This is a genomic window from Escherichia sp. UTM R2, assembly GCF_048593455.1.
Classification (GTDB): Bacteria; Pseudomonadota; Gammaproteobacteria; order Enterobacterales; family Enterobacteriaceae; genus Escherichia; species Escherichia coli.
The window spans coordinates 3,155,259-3,170,901 of sequence record NZ_JBFWDY010000002.1; the positions used below are offsets into that span (position 1 = coordinate 3,155,259).

The following is a 15,643-nucleotide window of genomic DNA, read 5'->3' on the forward strand; positions in this document are numbered from 1 at the left end:
CGGCATACAGATAAGAGGAACGGTTTGAACATAGACACTCGCGAAATCACCCTGGAGCCAGCAGACAATGCGCGTCTGTTGAGCCTGTGCGGCCCGTTTGATGACAACATCAAGCAGCTCGAACGCCGTCTCGGCATCGAGATCAATCGCCGCGATAACCACTTTAAACTGACCGGCCGTCCGATTTGCGTCACCGCTGCGGCAGACATTCTGCGTAGCCTGTATGTCGATACTGCCCCGATGCGCGGTCAGATTCAGGATATCGAACCGGAACAGATCCACCTTGCGATTAAAGAAGCGCGGGTACTGGAGCAAAGCGCGGAGAGCGTGCCGGAGTACGGCAAAGCGGTCAATATCAAAACCAAACGCGGCGTAATTAAGCCGCGCACGCCAAACCAGGCGCAGTACATCGCCAATATTCTCGACCATGACATTACCTTCGGCGTTGGCCCGGCGGGTACGGGTAAAACCTACCTGGCAGTGGCTGCGGCAGTTGATGCCCTGGAGCGTCAGGAAATTCGCCGTATTCTGCTGACTCGTCCGGCAGTAGAAGCCGGTGAGAAACTGGGCTTCCTGCCTGGCGATTTAAGCCAGAAAGTAGACCCGTATCTGCGCCCGCTGTACGACGCGCTGTTTGAAATGCTGGGCTTTGAGAAAGTCGAGAAACTGATTGAGCGCAACGTTATTGAAGTCGCACCGCTGGCCTATATGCGTGGTCGTACGCTGAACGACGCGTTTATCATTCTCGATGAGAGCCAGAACACCACCATCGAACAGATGAAGATGTTCCTGACCCGTATCGGTTTTAACTCAAAAGCGGTTATCACCGGCGACGTCACACAGATCGACCTGCCGCGTAATACTAAATCAGGCTTACGTCACGCCATCGAAGTGCTGGCCGATGTCGAAGAGATCAGCTTTAACTTCTTCCACAGCGAAGACGTGGTTCGTCACCCTGTGGTGGCGCGTATCGTTAACGCCTATGAAGCCTGGGAAGAAGCCGAACAAAAACGAAAAGCGGCGCTGGCAGCAGAACGCAAGCGCGAAGAACAGGAACAAAAATGAGTCAGGTGATCCTCGATTTACAACTGGCATGTGAAGATAATTCCGGGTTACCGGAAGAGAGCCAGTTTCAGACATGGCTGAATGCGGTGATCCCGCAGTTTCAGGAAGAATCGGAAGTGACGATTCGCGTGGTCGATACCGCCGAAAGCCACAGTCTGAATCTGACCTATCGCGGTAAGGATAAGCCGACCAACGTGCTCTCCTTCCCGTTTGAAGTGCCGCCTGGCATGGAAATGTCGCTACTGGGCGATCTGGTTATCTGCCGTCAGGTGGTTGAGAAGGAAGCTCAGGAGCAAGGCAAACCACTGGAGGCGCACTGGGCGCATATGGTGGTGCACGGCAGTCTGCATTTGTTAGGTTACGATCACATCGAAGATGACGAAGCAGAAGAAATGGAAGCCCTCGAAACAGAGATTATGCTTGCTCTGGGCTATGAGGATCCGTACATTGCCGAGAAAGAATAATTTGCCAGGCATTTGACTGGCAGACGTCCCCGCCGTTGGTGATTAACGACGGCGTTTTGATTAACTAACATGAGAACCCATACGACGCCATGAGCGACGACAATTCACACAGTAGTGACACGATAAGCAACAAGAAGGGATTTTTCTCCCTGTTACTCAGCCAACTTTTCCACGGTGAACCGAAAAACCGTGACGAACTGCTGGCGCTGATCCGTGATTCCGGGCAGAACGACCTTATCGACGAAGATACGCGCGATATGCTCGAAGGGGTGATGGACATCGCAGACCAACGCGTTCGCGACATCATGATCCCCCGCTCCCAGATGATTACCCTGAAACGCAACCAGACGCTGGACGAATGTCTTGATGTCATCATCGAGTCCGCCCACTCACGTTTCCCGGTGATTAGCGAAGACAAAGATCACATTGAAGGGATTCTGATGGCGAAAGACTTGCTGCCGTTTATGCGCAGCGATGCTGAAGCCTTCAGCATGGACAAAGTGTTACGTCAGGCGGTTGTCGTTCCTGAAAGTAAGCGCGTAGACCGGATGCTGAAAGAGTTTCGCTCTCAGCGTTACCACATGGCGATCGTTATTGACGAATTCGGTGGGGTTTCCGGTCTGGTGACCATTGAAGACATCCTGGAACTGATTGTTGGTGAGATTGAAGACGAGTATGACGAAGAAGATGATATCGACTTCCGTCAGCTGAGTCGTCATACCTGGACCGTACGCGCACTGGCTTCCATTGAAGACTTCAACGAAGCGTTCGGCACCCACTTTAGCGATGAAGAAGTCGACACTATCGGTGGTCTGGTGATGCAGGCATTTGGGCATCTTCCGGCGCGTGGCGAAACTATCGACATCGACGGTTACCAGTTCAAAGTGGCGATGGCCGACAGTCGGCGTATTATTCAGGTTCATGTCAAAATCCCGGATGACTCACCCCAGCCGAAGCTGGATGAATAAAACCGAAACTGGATAGATAACTACATGGCTTTTGCCTCATTAATTGAACGCCAGCGCATTCGCCTGCTGCTGGCGTTATTATTCGGTGCCTGCGGAACGCTGGCCTTCTCTCCTTACGACGTCTGGCCTGCGGCGATTATTTCGCTGATGGGGCTTCAGGCGTTGACCTTTAACCGCCGTCCACTCCAGTCTGCCGCTATTGGCTTTTGCTGGGGATTTGGCCTCTTTGGCAGCGGTATTAACTGGGTCTATGTCAGCATCGCGACCTTTGGCGGAATGCCTGGCCCGGTTAACATCTTCCTGGTGGTGCTGCTGGCGGCGTATTTGTCGCTGTATACCGGACTGTTTGCTGGCGTGCTGTCGCGTCTGTGGCCGAAAACCACCTGGCTGCGCGTAGCGATTGCCGCCCCTGCCCTCTGGCAAGTGACCGAGTTTCTGCGCGGTTGGGTACTGACCGGCTTCCCGTGGTTACAGTTCGGCTATAGCCAGATTGATGGCCCGTTAAAAGGGCTGGCACCGATAATGGGCGTGGAAGCCATTAACTTCCTGCTGATGATGGTTAGTGGCCTGCTGGCACTGGCGTTGGTCAAACGCAACTGGCGTCCGCTGGTGGTGGCCGTCGTGCTGTTTGCCCTTCCCTTCCCGCTGCGTTACATCCAGTGGTTTACCCCACAACCGGAGAAAACCATTCAGGTTTCGATGGTTCAGGGCGATATTCCGCAATCGCTGAAATGGGACGAAGGCCAGCTTCTTAATACGCTGAAGATTTACTACAACGCAACGGCACCGCTGATGGGCAAATCATCGTTGATTATCTGGCCGGAGTCGGCGATAACCGATCTGGAAATTAATCAGCAACCGTTCCTCAAAGCACTGGACGGTGAGTTGCGTGATAAAGGTAGCTCGCTGGTAACCGGGATTGTCGACGCGCGTCTCAATAAGCAGAACCGCTACGATACCTACAACACCATCATCACGCTGGGTAAAGGTGCGCCGTACAGCTACGAATCAGCCGATCGCTATAACAAAAACCATCTGGTGCCGTTTGGCGAGTTTGTCCCGCTGGAGTCGATTCTGCGTCCGTTAGCACCGTTCTTTGATCTGCCGATGTCGTCGTTCAGCCGTGGGCCATATATCCAGCCGCCGCTGTCGGCAAATGGTATTGAGCTTACTGCGGCTATTTGCTACGAGATCATTCTCGGCGAGCAAGTGCGCGATAACTTCCGCCCGGATACCGACTATCTGCTGACTATCTCCAACGATGCGTGGTTTGGTAAATCTATTGGTCCATGGCAACACTTCCAGATGGCGCGAATGCGTGCGCTGGAGCTGGCGCGCCCACTGTTGCGCAGCACCAACAACGGCATTACGGCGGTGATTGGCCCGCAGGGTGAGATTCAGGCGATGATCCCGCAGTTCACCCGCGAGGTGTTAACCACTAACGTGACGCCGACCACCGGACTCACACCATACGCACGTACCGGCAACTGGCCGCTGTGGGTGCTGACGGCATTGTTTGGTTTTGCTGCTGTGTTGATGAGTCTGCGTCAGCGACGTAAATAATCCCTTCTTATCGTGCCGGAATACATCCCATATTTCGGCACGCTCACCGGATGCGGCATCAGTGCATTATCCGGATAACAATATTCTCCTATCCAACTTTGGCACATCTATTGCTTTGTTATACAAGGCAAACCCTGAATCAGCATCAGTACAACCTAGTTGCACCACAGTAATCCAGCGGTAGCACTAAAAGAGTGCATTTTAAGAATTTTGCTTCGGAATGGTGCGGCGCATCTCGCAAAAACAAACAATAAAACAGCAATATCTTTACATTTAGCCAAACTAAATGTTACCTAACAGGCACAACACTGCACAATAAAGTTGCAGACGATAACAACACAAACACTCACAACGGGTATCCATGCGTTCTTAACGCAGAAGATAAAGGAGTTGGATATGCAATTACGTAAACCTGCCACAGCAATCCTCGCCCTGGCGCTTTCCGCAGGACTGGCACAGGCAGATGACGCCGCCCCGGCAGCGGGCAGTACTCTGGACAAAATCGCCAAAAACGGTGTGATTGTCGTCGGTCACCGTGAATCTTCAGTGCCTTTCTCTTATTACGACAATCAGCAAAAAGTGGTGGGTTACTCGCAGGATTACTCCAACGCCATTGTTGAAGCAGTGAAAAAGAAACTCAACAAACCGGACTTGCAGGTAAAACTGATTCCGATTACCTCACAAAACCGTATTCCACTGCTGCAAAACGGCACTTTCGATTTTGAATGTGGTTCTACCACCAACAACGTCGAACGCCAAAAACAGGCGGCTTTCTCTGACACTATTTTCGTGGTCGGTACGCGCCTGTTGACCAAAAAGGGTGGCGATATCAAAGATTTTGCCAACCTGAAAGACAAAGCCGTAGTCGTCACTTCCGGCACTACCTCTGAAGTTTTGCTCAACAAACTGAATGAAGAGCAAAAAATGAATATGCGCATCATCAGCGCCAAAGATCACGGTGACTCTTTCCGCACCCTGGAAAGCGGTCGTGCCGTTGCCTTTATGATGGATGACGCTCTGCTGGCCGGTGAACGTGCGAAAGCGAAGAAACCAGACAACTGGGAAATCGTCGGCAAGCCGCAGTCTCAGGAGGCCTACGGTTGTATGTTGCGTAAAGATGATCCGCAGTTCAAAAAGCTGATGGATGACACCATCGCTCAGGTGCAGACCTCCGGTGAAGCGGAAAAATGGTTTGATAAGTGGTTCAAAAATCCAATTCCGCCGAAAAACCTGAACATGAATTTCGAACTGTCAGACGAAATGAAAGCACTGTTCAAAGAACCGAATGACAAGGCACTGAACTAATTACAAGAACCAGGGGCGGAAATTCCAGCCCTCTCGATTGTTACGTAGCACGGACAGACTATACGCCTGATGGTCGTTCCCCATCGGGCCTGAAAACCGCAATACGCTGGGTAACAATCTTCGAGGGTAGCAGTTAACGCTGCTACCCTCTTTTTTCTGGAGTAGATTTATGTCTATAGACTGGAACTGGGGTATTTTTTTACAACAAGCCCCGTTCGGCAACACCACCTATCTTGGTTGGATCTGGAGTGGTTTTCAGGTGACGATCGCTTTGTCGATCTGCGCCTGGATTATCGCTTTCCTCGTCGGTTCATTTTTCGGCATTTTACGTACCGTTCCAAACCGTTTTCTCTCTGGTCTGGGTACGTTGTATGTCGAACTGTTCCGCAACGTGCCGTTGATTGTGCAATTCTTTACCTGGTATCTGGTGATCCCGGAGCTACTGCCGGAGAAAATCGGCATGTGGTTTAAGGCCGAGCTGGATCCCAATATTCAGTTTTTCCTTTCATCCATGCTCTGCCTGGGGCTGTTTACCGCCGCCCGTGTTTGCGAACAGGTACGCGCCGCGATTCAGTCGCTGCCGCGAGGGCAAAAAAATGCCGCGCTGGCGATGGGCCTGACGCTACCGCAGGCTTATCGATACGTACTGCTGCCTAATGCTTATCGCGTTATCGTCCCGCCGATGACCTCAGAGATGATGAACCTGGTGAAAAACTCCGCCATCGCCTCGACTATCGGTCTGGTGGATATGGCGGCGCAGGCGGGTAAATTGCTCGATTACTCAGCCCATGCCTGGGAGTCGTTTACCGCCATTACGCTGGCGTATGTGTTGATTAACGCTTTTATCATGCTGGTGATGACGCTGGTTGAACGTAAAGTTCGCCTGCCTGGCAACATGGGGGGCAAATAATGTACGAGTTTGACTGGAGTTCCATTGTCCCTTCCCTGCCATATCTGCTCGACGGGCTGGTGATCACCCTGAAAATCACCGTCACGGCGGTAGTGATTGGTATTTTGTGGGGCACGATGCTGGCGGTGATGCGTTTATCCAGCTTTGCGCCCGTGGCGTGGTTTGCCAAAGCCTACGTTAACGTATTCCGCTCGATTCCTTTAGTTATGGTTTTGCTGTGGTTTTACCTGATCGTGCCGGGTTTTCTGCAAAACGTGCTGGGATTATCGCCAAAAAATGATATCCGTTTAATTTCGGCGATGGTGGCGTTTTCGATGTTTGAAGCGGCCTACTATTCAGAGATTATCCGTGCTGGTATTCAAAGTATTTCTCGTGGTCAATCGAGCGCCGCGCTGGCGTTGGGAATGACTCACTGGCAGTCGATGAAACTGATTATTCTGCCGCAGGCGTTCCGCGCGATGGTGCCGCTGCTGCTCACTCAGGGCATCGTACTGTTCCAGGATACCTCACTGGTGTATGTGTTATCCCTGGCCGATTTCTTCCGTACCGCCTCAACCATTGGTGAGCGTGATGGTACGCAGGTTGAGATGATCCTGTTTGCCGGATTTGTTTATTTCGTTATTAGTCTTAGCGCGTCGTTGTTGGTCAGCTACTTGAAAAGAAGGACAGCATAATGATTACCCTGAAAAATGTTTCAAAATGGTATGGTCACTTTCAGGTGCTGACCGACTGCTCAACCGAAGTGAAAAAAGGCGAAGTGGTGGTGGTTTGCGGCCCGTCTGGTTCCGGCAAATCAACGCTGATTAAAACCGTCAACGGCCTCGAACCGGTGCAGCAAGGTGAAATCACCGTCGATGGTATCGTGGTTAACGACAAGAAAACCGATCTGGCAAAGCTGCGTTCCCGCGTCGGGATGGTATTCCAGCATTTCGAGCTGTTCCCTCATCTGTCGATTATCGAAAACCTGACCCTGGCGCAGGTGAAAGTGCTTAAACGCGATAAAGCGCCGGCTCGTGAAAAAGCCCTGAAACTGCTGGAGCGTGTCGGGCTTTCTGCTCACGCCAATAAGTTTCCGGCGCAGCTTTCCGGCGGTCAGCAGCAGCGTGTGGCAATCGCTCGCGCGTTGTGTATGGATCCTATTGCGATGCTGTTTGACGAACCGACATCGGCGCTGGATCCGGAGATGATCAACGAAGTACTGGACGTGATGGTGGAACTGGCGAACGAAGGAATGACCATGATGGTGGTGACCCACGAAATGGGCTTTGCCCGTAAAGTGGCGAATCGGGTGATCTTTATGGACGAGGGTAAAATTGTCGAAGACTCGCCGAAAGACGCTTTCTTCGATGATCCGAAATCGGACCGCGCAAAAGACTTCCTCGCGAAAATCCTGCATTAATCACTCTGGCGCGCATACCCAATTGCGCGCCATCTCACGCTTTATCGTTTCGCCCCTCGTATCTGTTACATCCTGGCGTTACCCTTGTCGCAAAGAAGCACACAACAAGGAGCAACAATGGCACTGCCAATTCTGTTAGATTGCGACCCAGGTCATGACGACGCTATCGCAATAGTTCTCGCCCTCGCCTCACCAGAGCTTGATGTCAAAGCAATTACGTCTTCCGCCGGAAACCAGACACCAGAAAAAACCTTACGCAATGTTCTGCGTATGCTGACCTTGCTTAATCGCACCGATATTCCGGTAGCAGGCGGCGCGGTAAAACCGTTAATGCGTGAGTTGATTATCGCGGACAATGTGCACGGCGAAAGCGGTCTCGACGGCCCGGCATTACCGGAACCGACATTCGCACCGCAAAACTGTACGGCGGTAGAGCTGATGGCGAAAACGCTGCGTGAAAGTGCGGAACCTGTCACCATTGTGTCTACCGGACCGCAAACTAACGTTGCCTTGCTGCTCAATAGCCATCCGGAACTGCATAGCAAAATTGCCCGTATCGTGATTATGGGTGGCGCTATGGGGCTGGGTAACTGGACGCCTGCGGCTGAATTTAATATTTACGTTGACCCGGAAGCGGCAGAAATTGTCTTCCAGTCAGGGATCCCGGTGGTGATGGCCGGTCTGGATGTTACTCATAAAGCACAAATCCACGTTGAAGACACCGAGCGTTTCCGCGCGATTGGTAACCCTGTTTCAACCATTGTTGCCGAACTGCTGGATTTCTTCCTCGAATATCATAAAGACGAAAAATGGGGCTTTGTCGGCGCACCACTGCATGACCCATGCACCATCGCCTGGCTGTTGAAACCGGAGTTATTTACCTCTGTTGAGCGCTGGGTTGGCGTGGAAACACAGGGGAAATATACCCAGGGTATGACGGTTGTTGATTATTATTATCTGACAGGCAATAAACCGAATGCCACCGTAATGGTCGATGTTGATCGTCAGGGCTTTGTTGATTTACTGGCTGATCGTCTGAAATTTTACGCTTAACACACGTCATTGATTAAGATCACCACGCGTTACCTGGGTGGTCTTAATCTGTTTATCTCTTTTTCTTTCAAGATATAAATGCAATGGATAATGCAGAACTCGCCATTGGTATCGATCTCGGTACTACCAATAGTTTAATTGCCGTCTGGAAAGACGGTGCCGCGCAATTAATTCCAAATAAGTTCGGTGAATATTTAACACCATCCATAATTAGCATGGATGAAAATAATCATATTTTAGTCGGAAAACCGGCTGTATCACGGCGTACTTCGCATCCGGATAAAACGGCAGCGTTATTTAAACGTGCAATGGGCAGTAATACCAACTGGCGGTTAGGCAGCGACACATTTAACGCGCCAGAACTGTCCTCTTTGGTATTACGCTCATTAAAAGAAGATGCCGAAGAATTTCTGCAACGTCCGATTAAAGATGTGGTGATCTCCGTTCCGGCTTATTTCAGCGATGAACAACGCAAGCATACCCGTTTAGCAGCGGAGTTAGCCGGGTTAAATGCGGTACGCTTAATTAATGAACCCACAGCAGCTGCGATGGCGTATGGCCTGCATACCCAACAAAATACCCGTTCGCTGGTGTTTGATCTCGGTGGCGGCACGTTTGACGTTACGGTGCTTGAGTACGCCACGCCGGTGATTGAAGTTCACGCCTCCGCTGGCGACAACTTTCTTGGTGGCGAAGATTTTACCCATATGCTGGTCGATGAGGTTTTAAAACGCGCGGATGTCGCCAGGACCACGCTTAACGAGAGTGAACTGGCAGCCTTGTACGCCTGTGTGGAAGCGGCAAAATGTAGCAATCAATCGCCATTGCACATTCGCTGGCAGTATCAGGAAGAAACGCGGGAATGCGAATTTTACGAGAACGAACTGGAAGATTTGTGGTTGCCGCTGCTCAATCGCTTGCGAGTGCCGATTGAACAGGCGTTGCGCGATGCGCGTCTGAAGCCGAGTCAAATCGACAGTCTGGTGCTGGTTGGCGGCGCGTCACAAATGCCGCTGGTGCAGCGAATCGCCGTGCGTCTGTTTGGCAAATTACCGTATCAAAGTTACGATCCGAGCACCATTGTCGCGCTGGGCGCAGCAATCCAGGCTGCCTGCCGCTTACGCAGTGAAGATATTGAAGAGGTAATCCTCACTGATATTTGCCCTTACTCGTTGGGCGTTGAAGTTAACCGCCAGGGCGTTTCCGGCATTTTCTCGCCGATTATTGAACGAAACACCACTGTGCCCGTGTCGCGTGTAGAAACTTATTCAACCATGCACCCGGAACAGGATTCAATTACGGTTAACGTCTATCAGGGAGAAAACCACAAAGTTAAAAACAACATTCTGGTGGAATCCTTCGATGTGCCGTTGAAGAAAACCGGGGCTTATCAGTCGATTGATATTCGCTTTAGTTATGATATCAACGGGTTGCTTGAAGTTGACGTGCTTCTGGAAGACGGCAGCGTTAAGTCCAGAGTGATTAACCACAGCCCGGTAACATTGAGCGCGCAGCAGATTGAAGAGAGTCGGACGCGGTTATCCGCATTGAAAATTTATCCGCGCGATATGCTCATCAATCGCACCTTTAAAGCCAAACTGGAAGAGTTGTGGGCGCGGGCGCTGGGTGACGAGCGAGAAGAGATCGGCCGGGTGATCACCGATTTTGATGCGGCGTTGCAGTCAAACGATATGGCCCGCGTGGATGAAGTTCGGCGGCGGGCGAGCGATTATTTAGCCATTGAGATCCCATAAACACGGCTGCCGGATGCGGCGTAAACGCTGCATCCGGCATCGGCGCAAAAAACACATCGTCAGCTAAACAACATCGCGATTTTGCCGAGAGCATAACCTATCACCAGCACCGTTAAACTGATTTTGATAATGCTGGTAATGCTCTGTGGTTTTTCACCCTCATCATTTTTTTCTTCATGATTTTCAGGTGTTGGCTCATCGACATCTTCATCCTCCGGCTCGAGTTTCACTTTCGTCAAAAGCATCCGGGTGACAATGGCCTCTAATGGATGAGCATCTCCGCCTTCCAGCCTTGTATTAAGACGGGCCAGCATCTCTTGTTTCGGAAACGCTTCAAGTACTACCTGTTCCGCTACCCGATACAAATCCAGGAACGGTGAATCTTGCTCTGTCTCGCTACCGACTCTCGATTTCCACCACGCCCATGCTTTGCGCTTGAAGAATAACGACTCAATAAACGATTGACCTAACGGCGATAATTTTCCGCTATGTAAAATCTCCGCCCATAACAGCCGCGTCCGGGCGCTCTCACCAGGAACATATTTCAGCGGTTGACCTTGCGCATCTACCATGCTCCGCGCTTCGATAACCATCACTAATAACGCGAAATAATCCGGGCAATGACGCTTGCTCCACTGCAACAACAAATTATCAGCTTGTGTAGATGGGTAACTTTCCCAGTACGCGCAGAGATCGGCAAGCAGGCTTTCCCCCTCGCCGCAGTACAAACGTTGTGCACACAAGTAATACCGGGCATCTTCGCTTTCTGGTTCTTCCGTTTGCCACTGTTGAGCGACAGGAATGAGTTCCGCCATACCTGTTTGCACCGAGCTGTACCAGCGCAACAGTTTGCGATGTAACTTTGCATCATCAGGAATTAACCACGGACCTTCCATCGCCAAAAACGCAGTGACATAGTCAGGATGATAACGGCAGCAACGTTCCAGCGCGAAGTAATACTCAACAGTCTGGTTCTGCAACGCAATGGGATATTCCAGAAGGCTAAGGAAATCGAAACAATCACCAGCCTGAATGGCCTCAAGAAAAGCCTCCCTTTCTTCCTCATCCATTCCTTCGCTGTCATTAAATGAATGCCAGTTCAAACGCTCTGCCAGCAAAGAAGCACAATTTAATGAAAGATATCGCGCTTCTATGGCGATTGCACACAGCGGCCAGCGTAATTGATCGACATCCTCCATGTTCCAGGTATTTAATTGCTGAATAAATTTCTGCCAGGCGGAAGGCTGAAAACGATCACTTTCTGAATCCAGTAATGTCCTGAATGCACGTAGTATTTCATGTTCAGCGGCAGCATCTTTTTCTTCATCATCTGCTTCCTCGACAGGATTTACCGCCAGTCGCAGGGCCTCTTCATAGGCCTGGCGTAATGCTTTAAACCCTTGCGGATCGGTTTCGGGATGACACAACGGTAAGCGAGCAAGATAAGCCTGGCGGATAATGTCTATTTGCGTCGTGCTTTCAATTTCGAGGATTTGCCAACATGTTTTCATAGGTCGCTCACATCCTTAAGCGTTACCGGGCATTCAGACTGGACAGTTAATGGCTGCCAGGGAAGCGTGGCATAGAAACGATCGCTTCCCGCTGCCAGCTCTTCGAACATACGACTCCCGGCGCTATCGTATTTGTACAGGGTTAGCGCCTCGCGTAGCGAAGTGTTGTCTTCGCACTGAGAAGATTGCCAGTAGAGACGTCCTAACGAATAGGCGGAAAAATAGTGCATCCAGCTGTGATAGTAATGGTGAGCTCGTACATAGACGCGCGATTGCAGCCATAAACTCTCTTCTTCCGTCAGCCACTTGTTGAGCACACCGACCCGTGACAGAAACCCCATTCGAACATAATCCCAGGCTTTGATTCCCCCTTCCCCACAGCACATAGCGGTTTGGGCAACGAATTGGGTATAAATCAACCCTCTCTCCGAGCCACCAGCAATTAATGCTTTCCACTCTTCAGGGGAAGAGCGATGCCATGTCAGATATAAGCCAGCTAAATCATTGGCATGACCATCATCAGTCATCTGATAAATAGTCTGAATTAAATCATCACGATTATTTATTCCCCAGGATGATGAGAGCTCGAATTCTTTTATCCCAGTATACATTTTTGGCGAGTCATGCGCGGGTTTGCAACCCTGATTAAGTATTTCCATGGGCGCAGAAAGCGCAAAAAGAAGATATTGTTCTTCCTTATTCATTTGTTAATAATCCCTTAAGTGCATTAACTGACTACTTTTTTATTATTGATGAGTATAAACTTGACGCTTTCAAAATAAAAAGAAAATCGAAGCATTCACACATGAATAAAAAATTAATGTATATATTCGCAATTTTTATAGTTGCAGCAATTACCTGTATTAGCCAACCCAAGAAAACGACGTTGCGTGATAAAGCCATGGTGAATTATGCCTTTGATTATTTAAGCTCACCGGGCAGTCTTCCATTCACCACGGCAGCCACGGAGCTTTCCGCGATTCATGGTCACTCAACGTCGCAATATCGCCTTGGAGAATTTTATCTTCATGGTAGCGACGGTAAACCACTGGATTATACACAGGCGAGATACTGGTATGAGCAATCAGCGGAACAGGAAAATCCACGCGCGCAAAGTAAACTGGGGTGGATCTACCTCAAAGGTCTGGGGGTCAAACCCGACACCCGTAAAGCAATTCTCTGGTATAAGGAAGCAGCTGAACAAGGGTATGCTCATGCTCAATATACTTTAGGTTTGATCTACAGAAATGGCTCAGGTATTAATGTTAACCATTATGAATCTCAAAAATGGTTAAAACTGGCCGCCAAACAACATTACAAAAATGCGGAAAGATTACTTGCCGGGCTTCCCGCACATTAACGTCGACTGTCACCCGAACAGATGGAGTATTTTCCCTATCAAACCAGCAAAGATAAAAATATAGAAAATAATTTTAATGATGCCCAGACAGCCTGGCCCACCATCGTCAACGGGCATTGGCTGCGGTTGCGGCTCCGGTTCAACAGTTTGCTTCTCGGTAAAATTCGCCGCCTGAATTAATAATCGACGAATAATTAATGCTTCCAGTGGACAACGATTTTCTGCATCAAGGCGGCTCACAATCGGCATTAATGATTCTTCTGTAGGTTGGCAGGCCTGCACTAATTGTTTGGCAACTAGATATAATGGCCATAAGGTATGTTCTGTATCACGCGTGAGTGAGATCCGCGGCTTACGTCCTTTGTGCAAAACCATCTCGACCAGTGAACGCCCCAGCGCAGAGAGTTTTTCATCGCTGAGTATTTCGTATAAATGAAAACGCGTACGGGCGCTGTCGCCGGGGACATAAAGTAGCGGTTTTCCCTGATCGTTAACCAGATCACGCGCTTCAATCATCATCACCAGTAATGGGTAATAATCGACCCGATGCTGACGGCACCATTGCAACATTAAAGCATCCGCCTGGGTGGAGGGATACTCGCGCCAGTAGTCACAAAGTTCTGCCAACAGGCTTTCGCCTTCTCCACAATAGACGCGTTGCGCGTATTCATAATAAGGCGCATCTTCATTATCAGGTTCAGTTTCCCGCCATGACTGGGCGTAATCCAGAAGTTCGGGGATATCCAGGCGACCTGCGCTATACCAGCGGAGTAAATTTCTGTGCAGTTTTGCATCATCGGGGATAATCACTGCGCGATGTTGCGCTAAATACAATGTCAGCCATTGTGGATGCGATGACCAAATCCGAGCGAACATTTGGTAAAAATCGATGGTGTCATTTTGCACGGCAACGGGCAGATGCAGAATGGTCTGGAAGTTAAAAACATTCCCCTTCGCAATGGCATATAAAAAGGATTCCAGTTCTTCTTCGTCTATTTCCCCGGTATTTTCCTCCTGTAACCACCGCAATCTTTCTGCTAATAACACCACGCACTCGAAGGATAAATGGGCAGTGTTCATGGCGATTGTGCACAGCGACCAGCGTAATTCATCAATCTCCTCCATCGAGCAATAATTTAATTGCTGAATGAATCGCTGCCAGGCGGAGGGCAGAAAACGTTCACTATCAGAGGCAAGTAACGCACGAAAGGCGAGCAGAATTTCATGTTCTGCTACCTCATATTCTTCTGGTTGCCAAACAGATTTAGCAGGCGACTGCGCAATCCGTAGCGCCTCCTCATACGCCTGACGAAGTTGTTTAAAACCCTGCGGATCGGTTTCTGGATGAAAGGACGGTAACAGCGCCAGATAAGCGCGGCGGATAATATCGACGTCAGTCGTTTCCTCTATATCGAGGATCTTCCAGCAATTTTTCATAGGTCGCTCATATCCTTAAGCGTTTCCGGGCATGCAGAATAGTAAGCCAATGGTTGCCAGGACAAGGTAGGGTAATACGCATCATCACTGGCAAATAATTGATAAAACATATCATTGCCGGAATCGTCGTATTCTTTACGCGCTAAGAATTCGCGTAATAAAGGCAGATGATCATCTTCGGGAGACTGCCAATATTGCCGACCAAAGGTATAACCGGCAAAGTATTGCCGCCAGTTACTATAATAACGTAGAGCCCGTAGATGAATGCGCGACTGGATCCATAGACTTTCTTCTTCGCTCAACCAGTTATTAAGTACGCCCATTCGGCTTAAAAAACCCATCCGGACATAATCCCAGGCTTTGATTCCCCCTTCGCCACAGCATTCGGCGGTGCTGGCGACAAATTGCGCATAAGCCTGACCTTGCTCATTTAGTTCAGCAAGATAGTCACGCCATTCACATGGCGAATAACGAAACCAGCGGTGATAAAACCCTGCCAACCGAGCGGCATGACCGTTATCGATCATTCGGTGAATTGTGCGCAGCAGGTCATCACGGTCATCAATTCCCCATGAGGAAGAAAGGTCAAAAAAGCATGTACCTAAATACATTTTGGGTGATGAATGCGAAGGTAAACAGCATTCATTGCGTATTTCCATCGGAGTGGAAAGTGCAAACAATATTTTTTGCGACTCCATGTCCATATAATTTATCCTTAAATATTCATTAAATGAATATTAGCCGCATTGCGAGGCTCGTTTATTTATACTTTTCTGACGCGACATAATACGCATAAAATAAGGCTTACGCAAAAATGGAACACATAAAAATATAATATGTTTTATCTGCAACCA

The 15,643-nt window shown here is 49.7% G+C and carries 15 protein-coding genes; 11 read left to right on the top strand and 4 right to left on the bottom strand.

Features of this window, described 5'->3' with window-relative positions; genetic code table 11:
• The first annotated feature begins 24 nt into the window (after positions 1–24).
• The 10 genes from AB4H76_RS16150 (at position 25) to hscC (ending at position 10,481) form a co-directional block, all read left to right on the top strand.
• Complete coding sequence (locus tag AB4H76_RS16150) at positions 25–1,065, top strand: PhoH family protein (RefSeq protein WP_001018040.1); 1,041 nt, start codon at positions 25–27, stop codon at positions 1,063–1,065.
• Positions 1,062–1,529, top strand: coding sequence for an rRNA maturation RNase YbeY (gene ybeY, locus AB4H76_RS16155; RefSeq protein ID WP_000084469.1), 468 nt, complete (start codon positions 1,062–1,064; stop codon positions 1,527–1,529). The genes AB4H76_RS16150 and ybeY overlap by 4 nt, the downstream gene beginning before the upstream one ends.
• Before the next feature lie 89 nt (positions 1,530–1,618).
• Complete coding sequence (gene corC, locus AB4H76_RS16160) at positions 1,619–2,497, top strand: CNNM family magnesium/cobalt transport protein CorC (protein ID WP_001278605.1); 879 nt, start codon at positions 1,619–1,621, stop codon at positions 2,495–2,497.
• 24 nt (positions 2,498–2,521) lie between these two features.
• Positions 2,522–4,060, top strand: a complete 1,539-nt coding sequence (lnt, locus tag AB4H76_RS16165; RefSeq protein WP_000853021.1) for an apolipoprotein N-acyltransferase — start codon at positions 2,522–2,524, stop codon at positions 4,058–4,060.
• 396 nt (positions 4,061–4,456) lie between these two features.
• Positions 4,457–5,365 (top strand): glutamate/aspartate ABC transporter substrate-binding protein GltI, encoded by a 909-nt coding sequence (gene gltI, locus AB4H76_RS16170; RefSeq protein ID WP_001177086.1) that lies wholly within the window; start codon positions 4,457–4,459, stop codon positions 5,363–5,365.
• A 169-nt stretch (positions 5,366–5,534) separates the two neighbouring features.
• Complete coding sequence (gene gltJ / locus AB4H76_RS16175; RefSeq protein ID WP_000020941.1) at positions 5,535–6,275, top strand: glutamate/aspartate ABC transporter permease GltJ; 741 nt, start codon at positions 5,535–5,537, stop codon at positions 6,273–6,275.
• Positions 6,275–6,949: a glutamate/aspartate ABC transporter permease GltK gene (gene gltK, locus AB4H76_RS16180; RefSeq protein WP_000272824.1), complete on the top strand. Its 675-nt coding sequence runs from the start codon at positions 6,275–6,277 to the stop codon at positions 6,947–6,949. Before gltJ ends, gltK begins: the two co-directional genes overlap by 1 nt.
• A complete protein-coding gene (gltL, locus tag AB4H76_RS16185) occupies positions 6,949–7,674 on the top strand; it encodes a glutamate/aspartate ABC transporter ATP-binding protein GltL (RefSeq protein ID WP_000631384.1) in 726 nt (241 codons plus the stop codon). Before gltK ends, gltL begins: the two co-directional genes overlap by 1 nt.
• 117 nt (positions 7,675–7,791) lie before the next feature.
• A complete protein-coding gene (gene rihA / locus AB4H76_RS16190) occupies positions 7,792–8,727 on the top strand; it encodes a pyrimidine-specific ribonucleoside hydrolase RihA (protein ID WP_001207520.1) in 936 nt (311 codons plus the stop codon).
• An 83-nt stretch (positions 8,728–8,810) separates the two neighbouring features.
• Entirely contained in the window at positions 8,811–10,481 is a 1,671-nt protein-coding gene (gene hscC / locus AB4H76_RS16195; RefSeq protein ID WP_000367875.1) for a molecular chaperone HscC, read from the top strand.
• Between the two features lie 59 nt (positions 10,482–10,540).
• Here the strand turns inward: hscC and djlC are convergent, their stop codons facing one another.
• Positions 10,541–11,992 (bottom strand): co-chaperone DjlC, encoded by a 1,452-nt coding sequence (gene djlC / locus AB4H76_RS16200; RefSeq protein WP_001300403.1) that lies wholly within the window; start codon positions 11,990–11,992, stop codon positions 10,541–10,543.
• Positions 11,989–12,696: a DUF1266 domain-containing protein gene (locus AB4H76_RS16205; RefSeq protein ID WP_001030934.1), complete on the bottom strand. Its 708-nt coding sequence runs from the start codon at positions 12,694–12,696 to the stop codon at positions 11,989–11,991. Before AB4H76_RS16205 ends, djlC begins: the two co-directional genes overlap by 4 nt.
• A gap of 101 nt (positions 12,697–12,797) precedes the next feature.
• On the opposite strand from AB4H76_RS16205, the gene AB4H76_RS16210 reads away from it, so the two are divergent.
• Positions 12,798–13,352, top strand: a complete 555-nt coding sequence (locus tag AB4H76_RS16210) for a tetratricopeptide repeat protein (RefSeq protein ID WP_001035673.1) — start codon at positions 12,798–12,800, stop codon at positions 13,350–13,352.
• 9 nt (positions 13,353–13,361) lie between these two features.
• On the opposite strand, the gene AB4H76_RS16215 is transcribed toward AB4H76_RS16210, so the two are convergent.
• Complete coding sequence (locus tag AB4H76_RS16215) at positions 13,362–14,789, bottom strand: J domain-containing protein (RefSeq protein WP_000786572.1); 1,428 nt, start codon at positions 14,787–14,789, stop codon at positions 13,362–13,364.
• Complete coding sequence (locus AB4H76_RS16220) at positions 14,786–15,493, bottom strand: DUF1266 domain-containing protein (RefSeq protein ID WP_000367023.1); 708 nt, start codon at positions 15,491–15,493, stop codon at positions 14,786–14,788. Before AB4H76_RS16220 ends, AB4H76_RS16215 begins: the two co-directional genes overlap by 4 nt.
• Between the last annotated feature and the right edge of the window lie 150 nt (positions 15,494–15,643).

Excerpts from the sequence above, each read along its gene's own strand:
- ybeY (WP_000084469.1), top strand. The coding sequence starts at position 1,062 with ATGAGTCAGGTGATCCTCGATTTACAACTGGCATGTGAAGATAATTCC.
- corC (WP_001278605.1), top strand. The coding sequence starts at position 1,619 with ATGAGCGACGACAATTCACACAGTAGTGACACGATAAGCAACAAGAAG.
- lnt (WP_000853021.1), top strand. The coding sequence starts at position 2,522 with ATGGCTTTTGCCTCATTAATTGAACGCCAGCGCATTCGCCTGCTGCTG.
- gltI (WP_001177086.1), top strand. The coding sequence starts at position 4,457 with ATGCAATTACGTAAACCTGCCACAGCAATCCTCGCCCTGGCGCTTTCC.
- gltJ (WP_000020941.1), top strand. The coding sequence starts at position 5,535 with ATGTCTATAGACTGGAACTGGGGTATTTTTTTACAACAAGCCCCGTTC.
- gltK (WP_000272824.1), top strand. The coding sequence starts at position 6,275 with ATGTACGAGTTTGACTGGAGTTCCATTGTCCCTTCCCTGCCATATCTG.
- gltL (WP_000631384.1), top strand. The coding sequence starts at position 6,949 with ATGATTACCCTGAAAAATGTTTCAAAATGGTATGGTCACTTTCAGGTG.
- rihA (WP_001207520.1), top strand. The coding sequence starts at position 7,792 with ATGGCACTGCCAATTCTGTTAGATTGCGACCCAGGTCATGACGACGCT.
- hscC (WP_000367875.1), top strand. The coding sequence starts at position 8,811 with ATGGATAATGCAGAACTCGCCATTGGTATCGATCTCGGTACTACCAAT.
- djlC (WP_001300403.1), bottom strand. The coding sequence starts at position 11,992 with ATGAAAACATGTTGGCAAATCCTCGAAATTGAAAGCACGACGCAAATA.
- AB4H76_RS16205 (WP_001030934.1), bottom strand. The coding sequence starts at position 12,696 with ATGAATAAGGAAGAACAATATCTTCTTTTTGCGCTTTCTGCGCCCATG.
- AB4H76_RS16210 (WP_001035673.1), top strand. The coding sequence starts at position 12,798 with ATGAATAAAAAATTAATGTATATATTCGCAATTTTTATAGTTGCAGCA.
- AB4H76_RS16215 (WP_000786572.1), bottom strand. The coding sequence starts at position 14,789 with ATGAAAAATTGCTGGAAGATCCTCGATATAGAGGAAACGACTGACGTC.
- AB4H76_RS16220 (WP_000367023.1), bottom strand. The coding sequence starts at position 15,493 with ATGGACATGGAGTCGCAAAAAATATTGTTTGCACTTTCCACTCCGATG.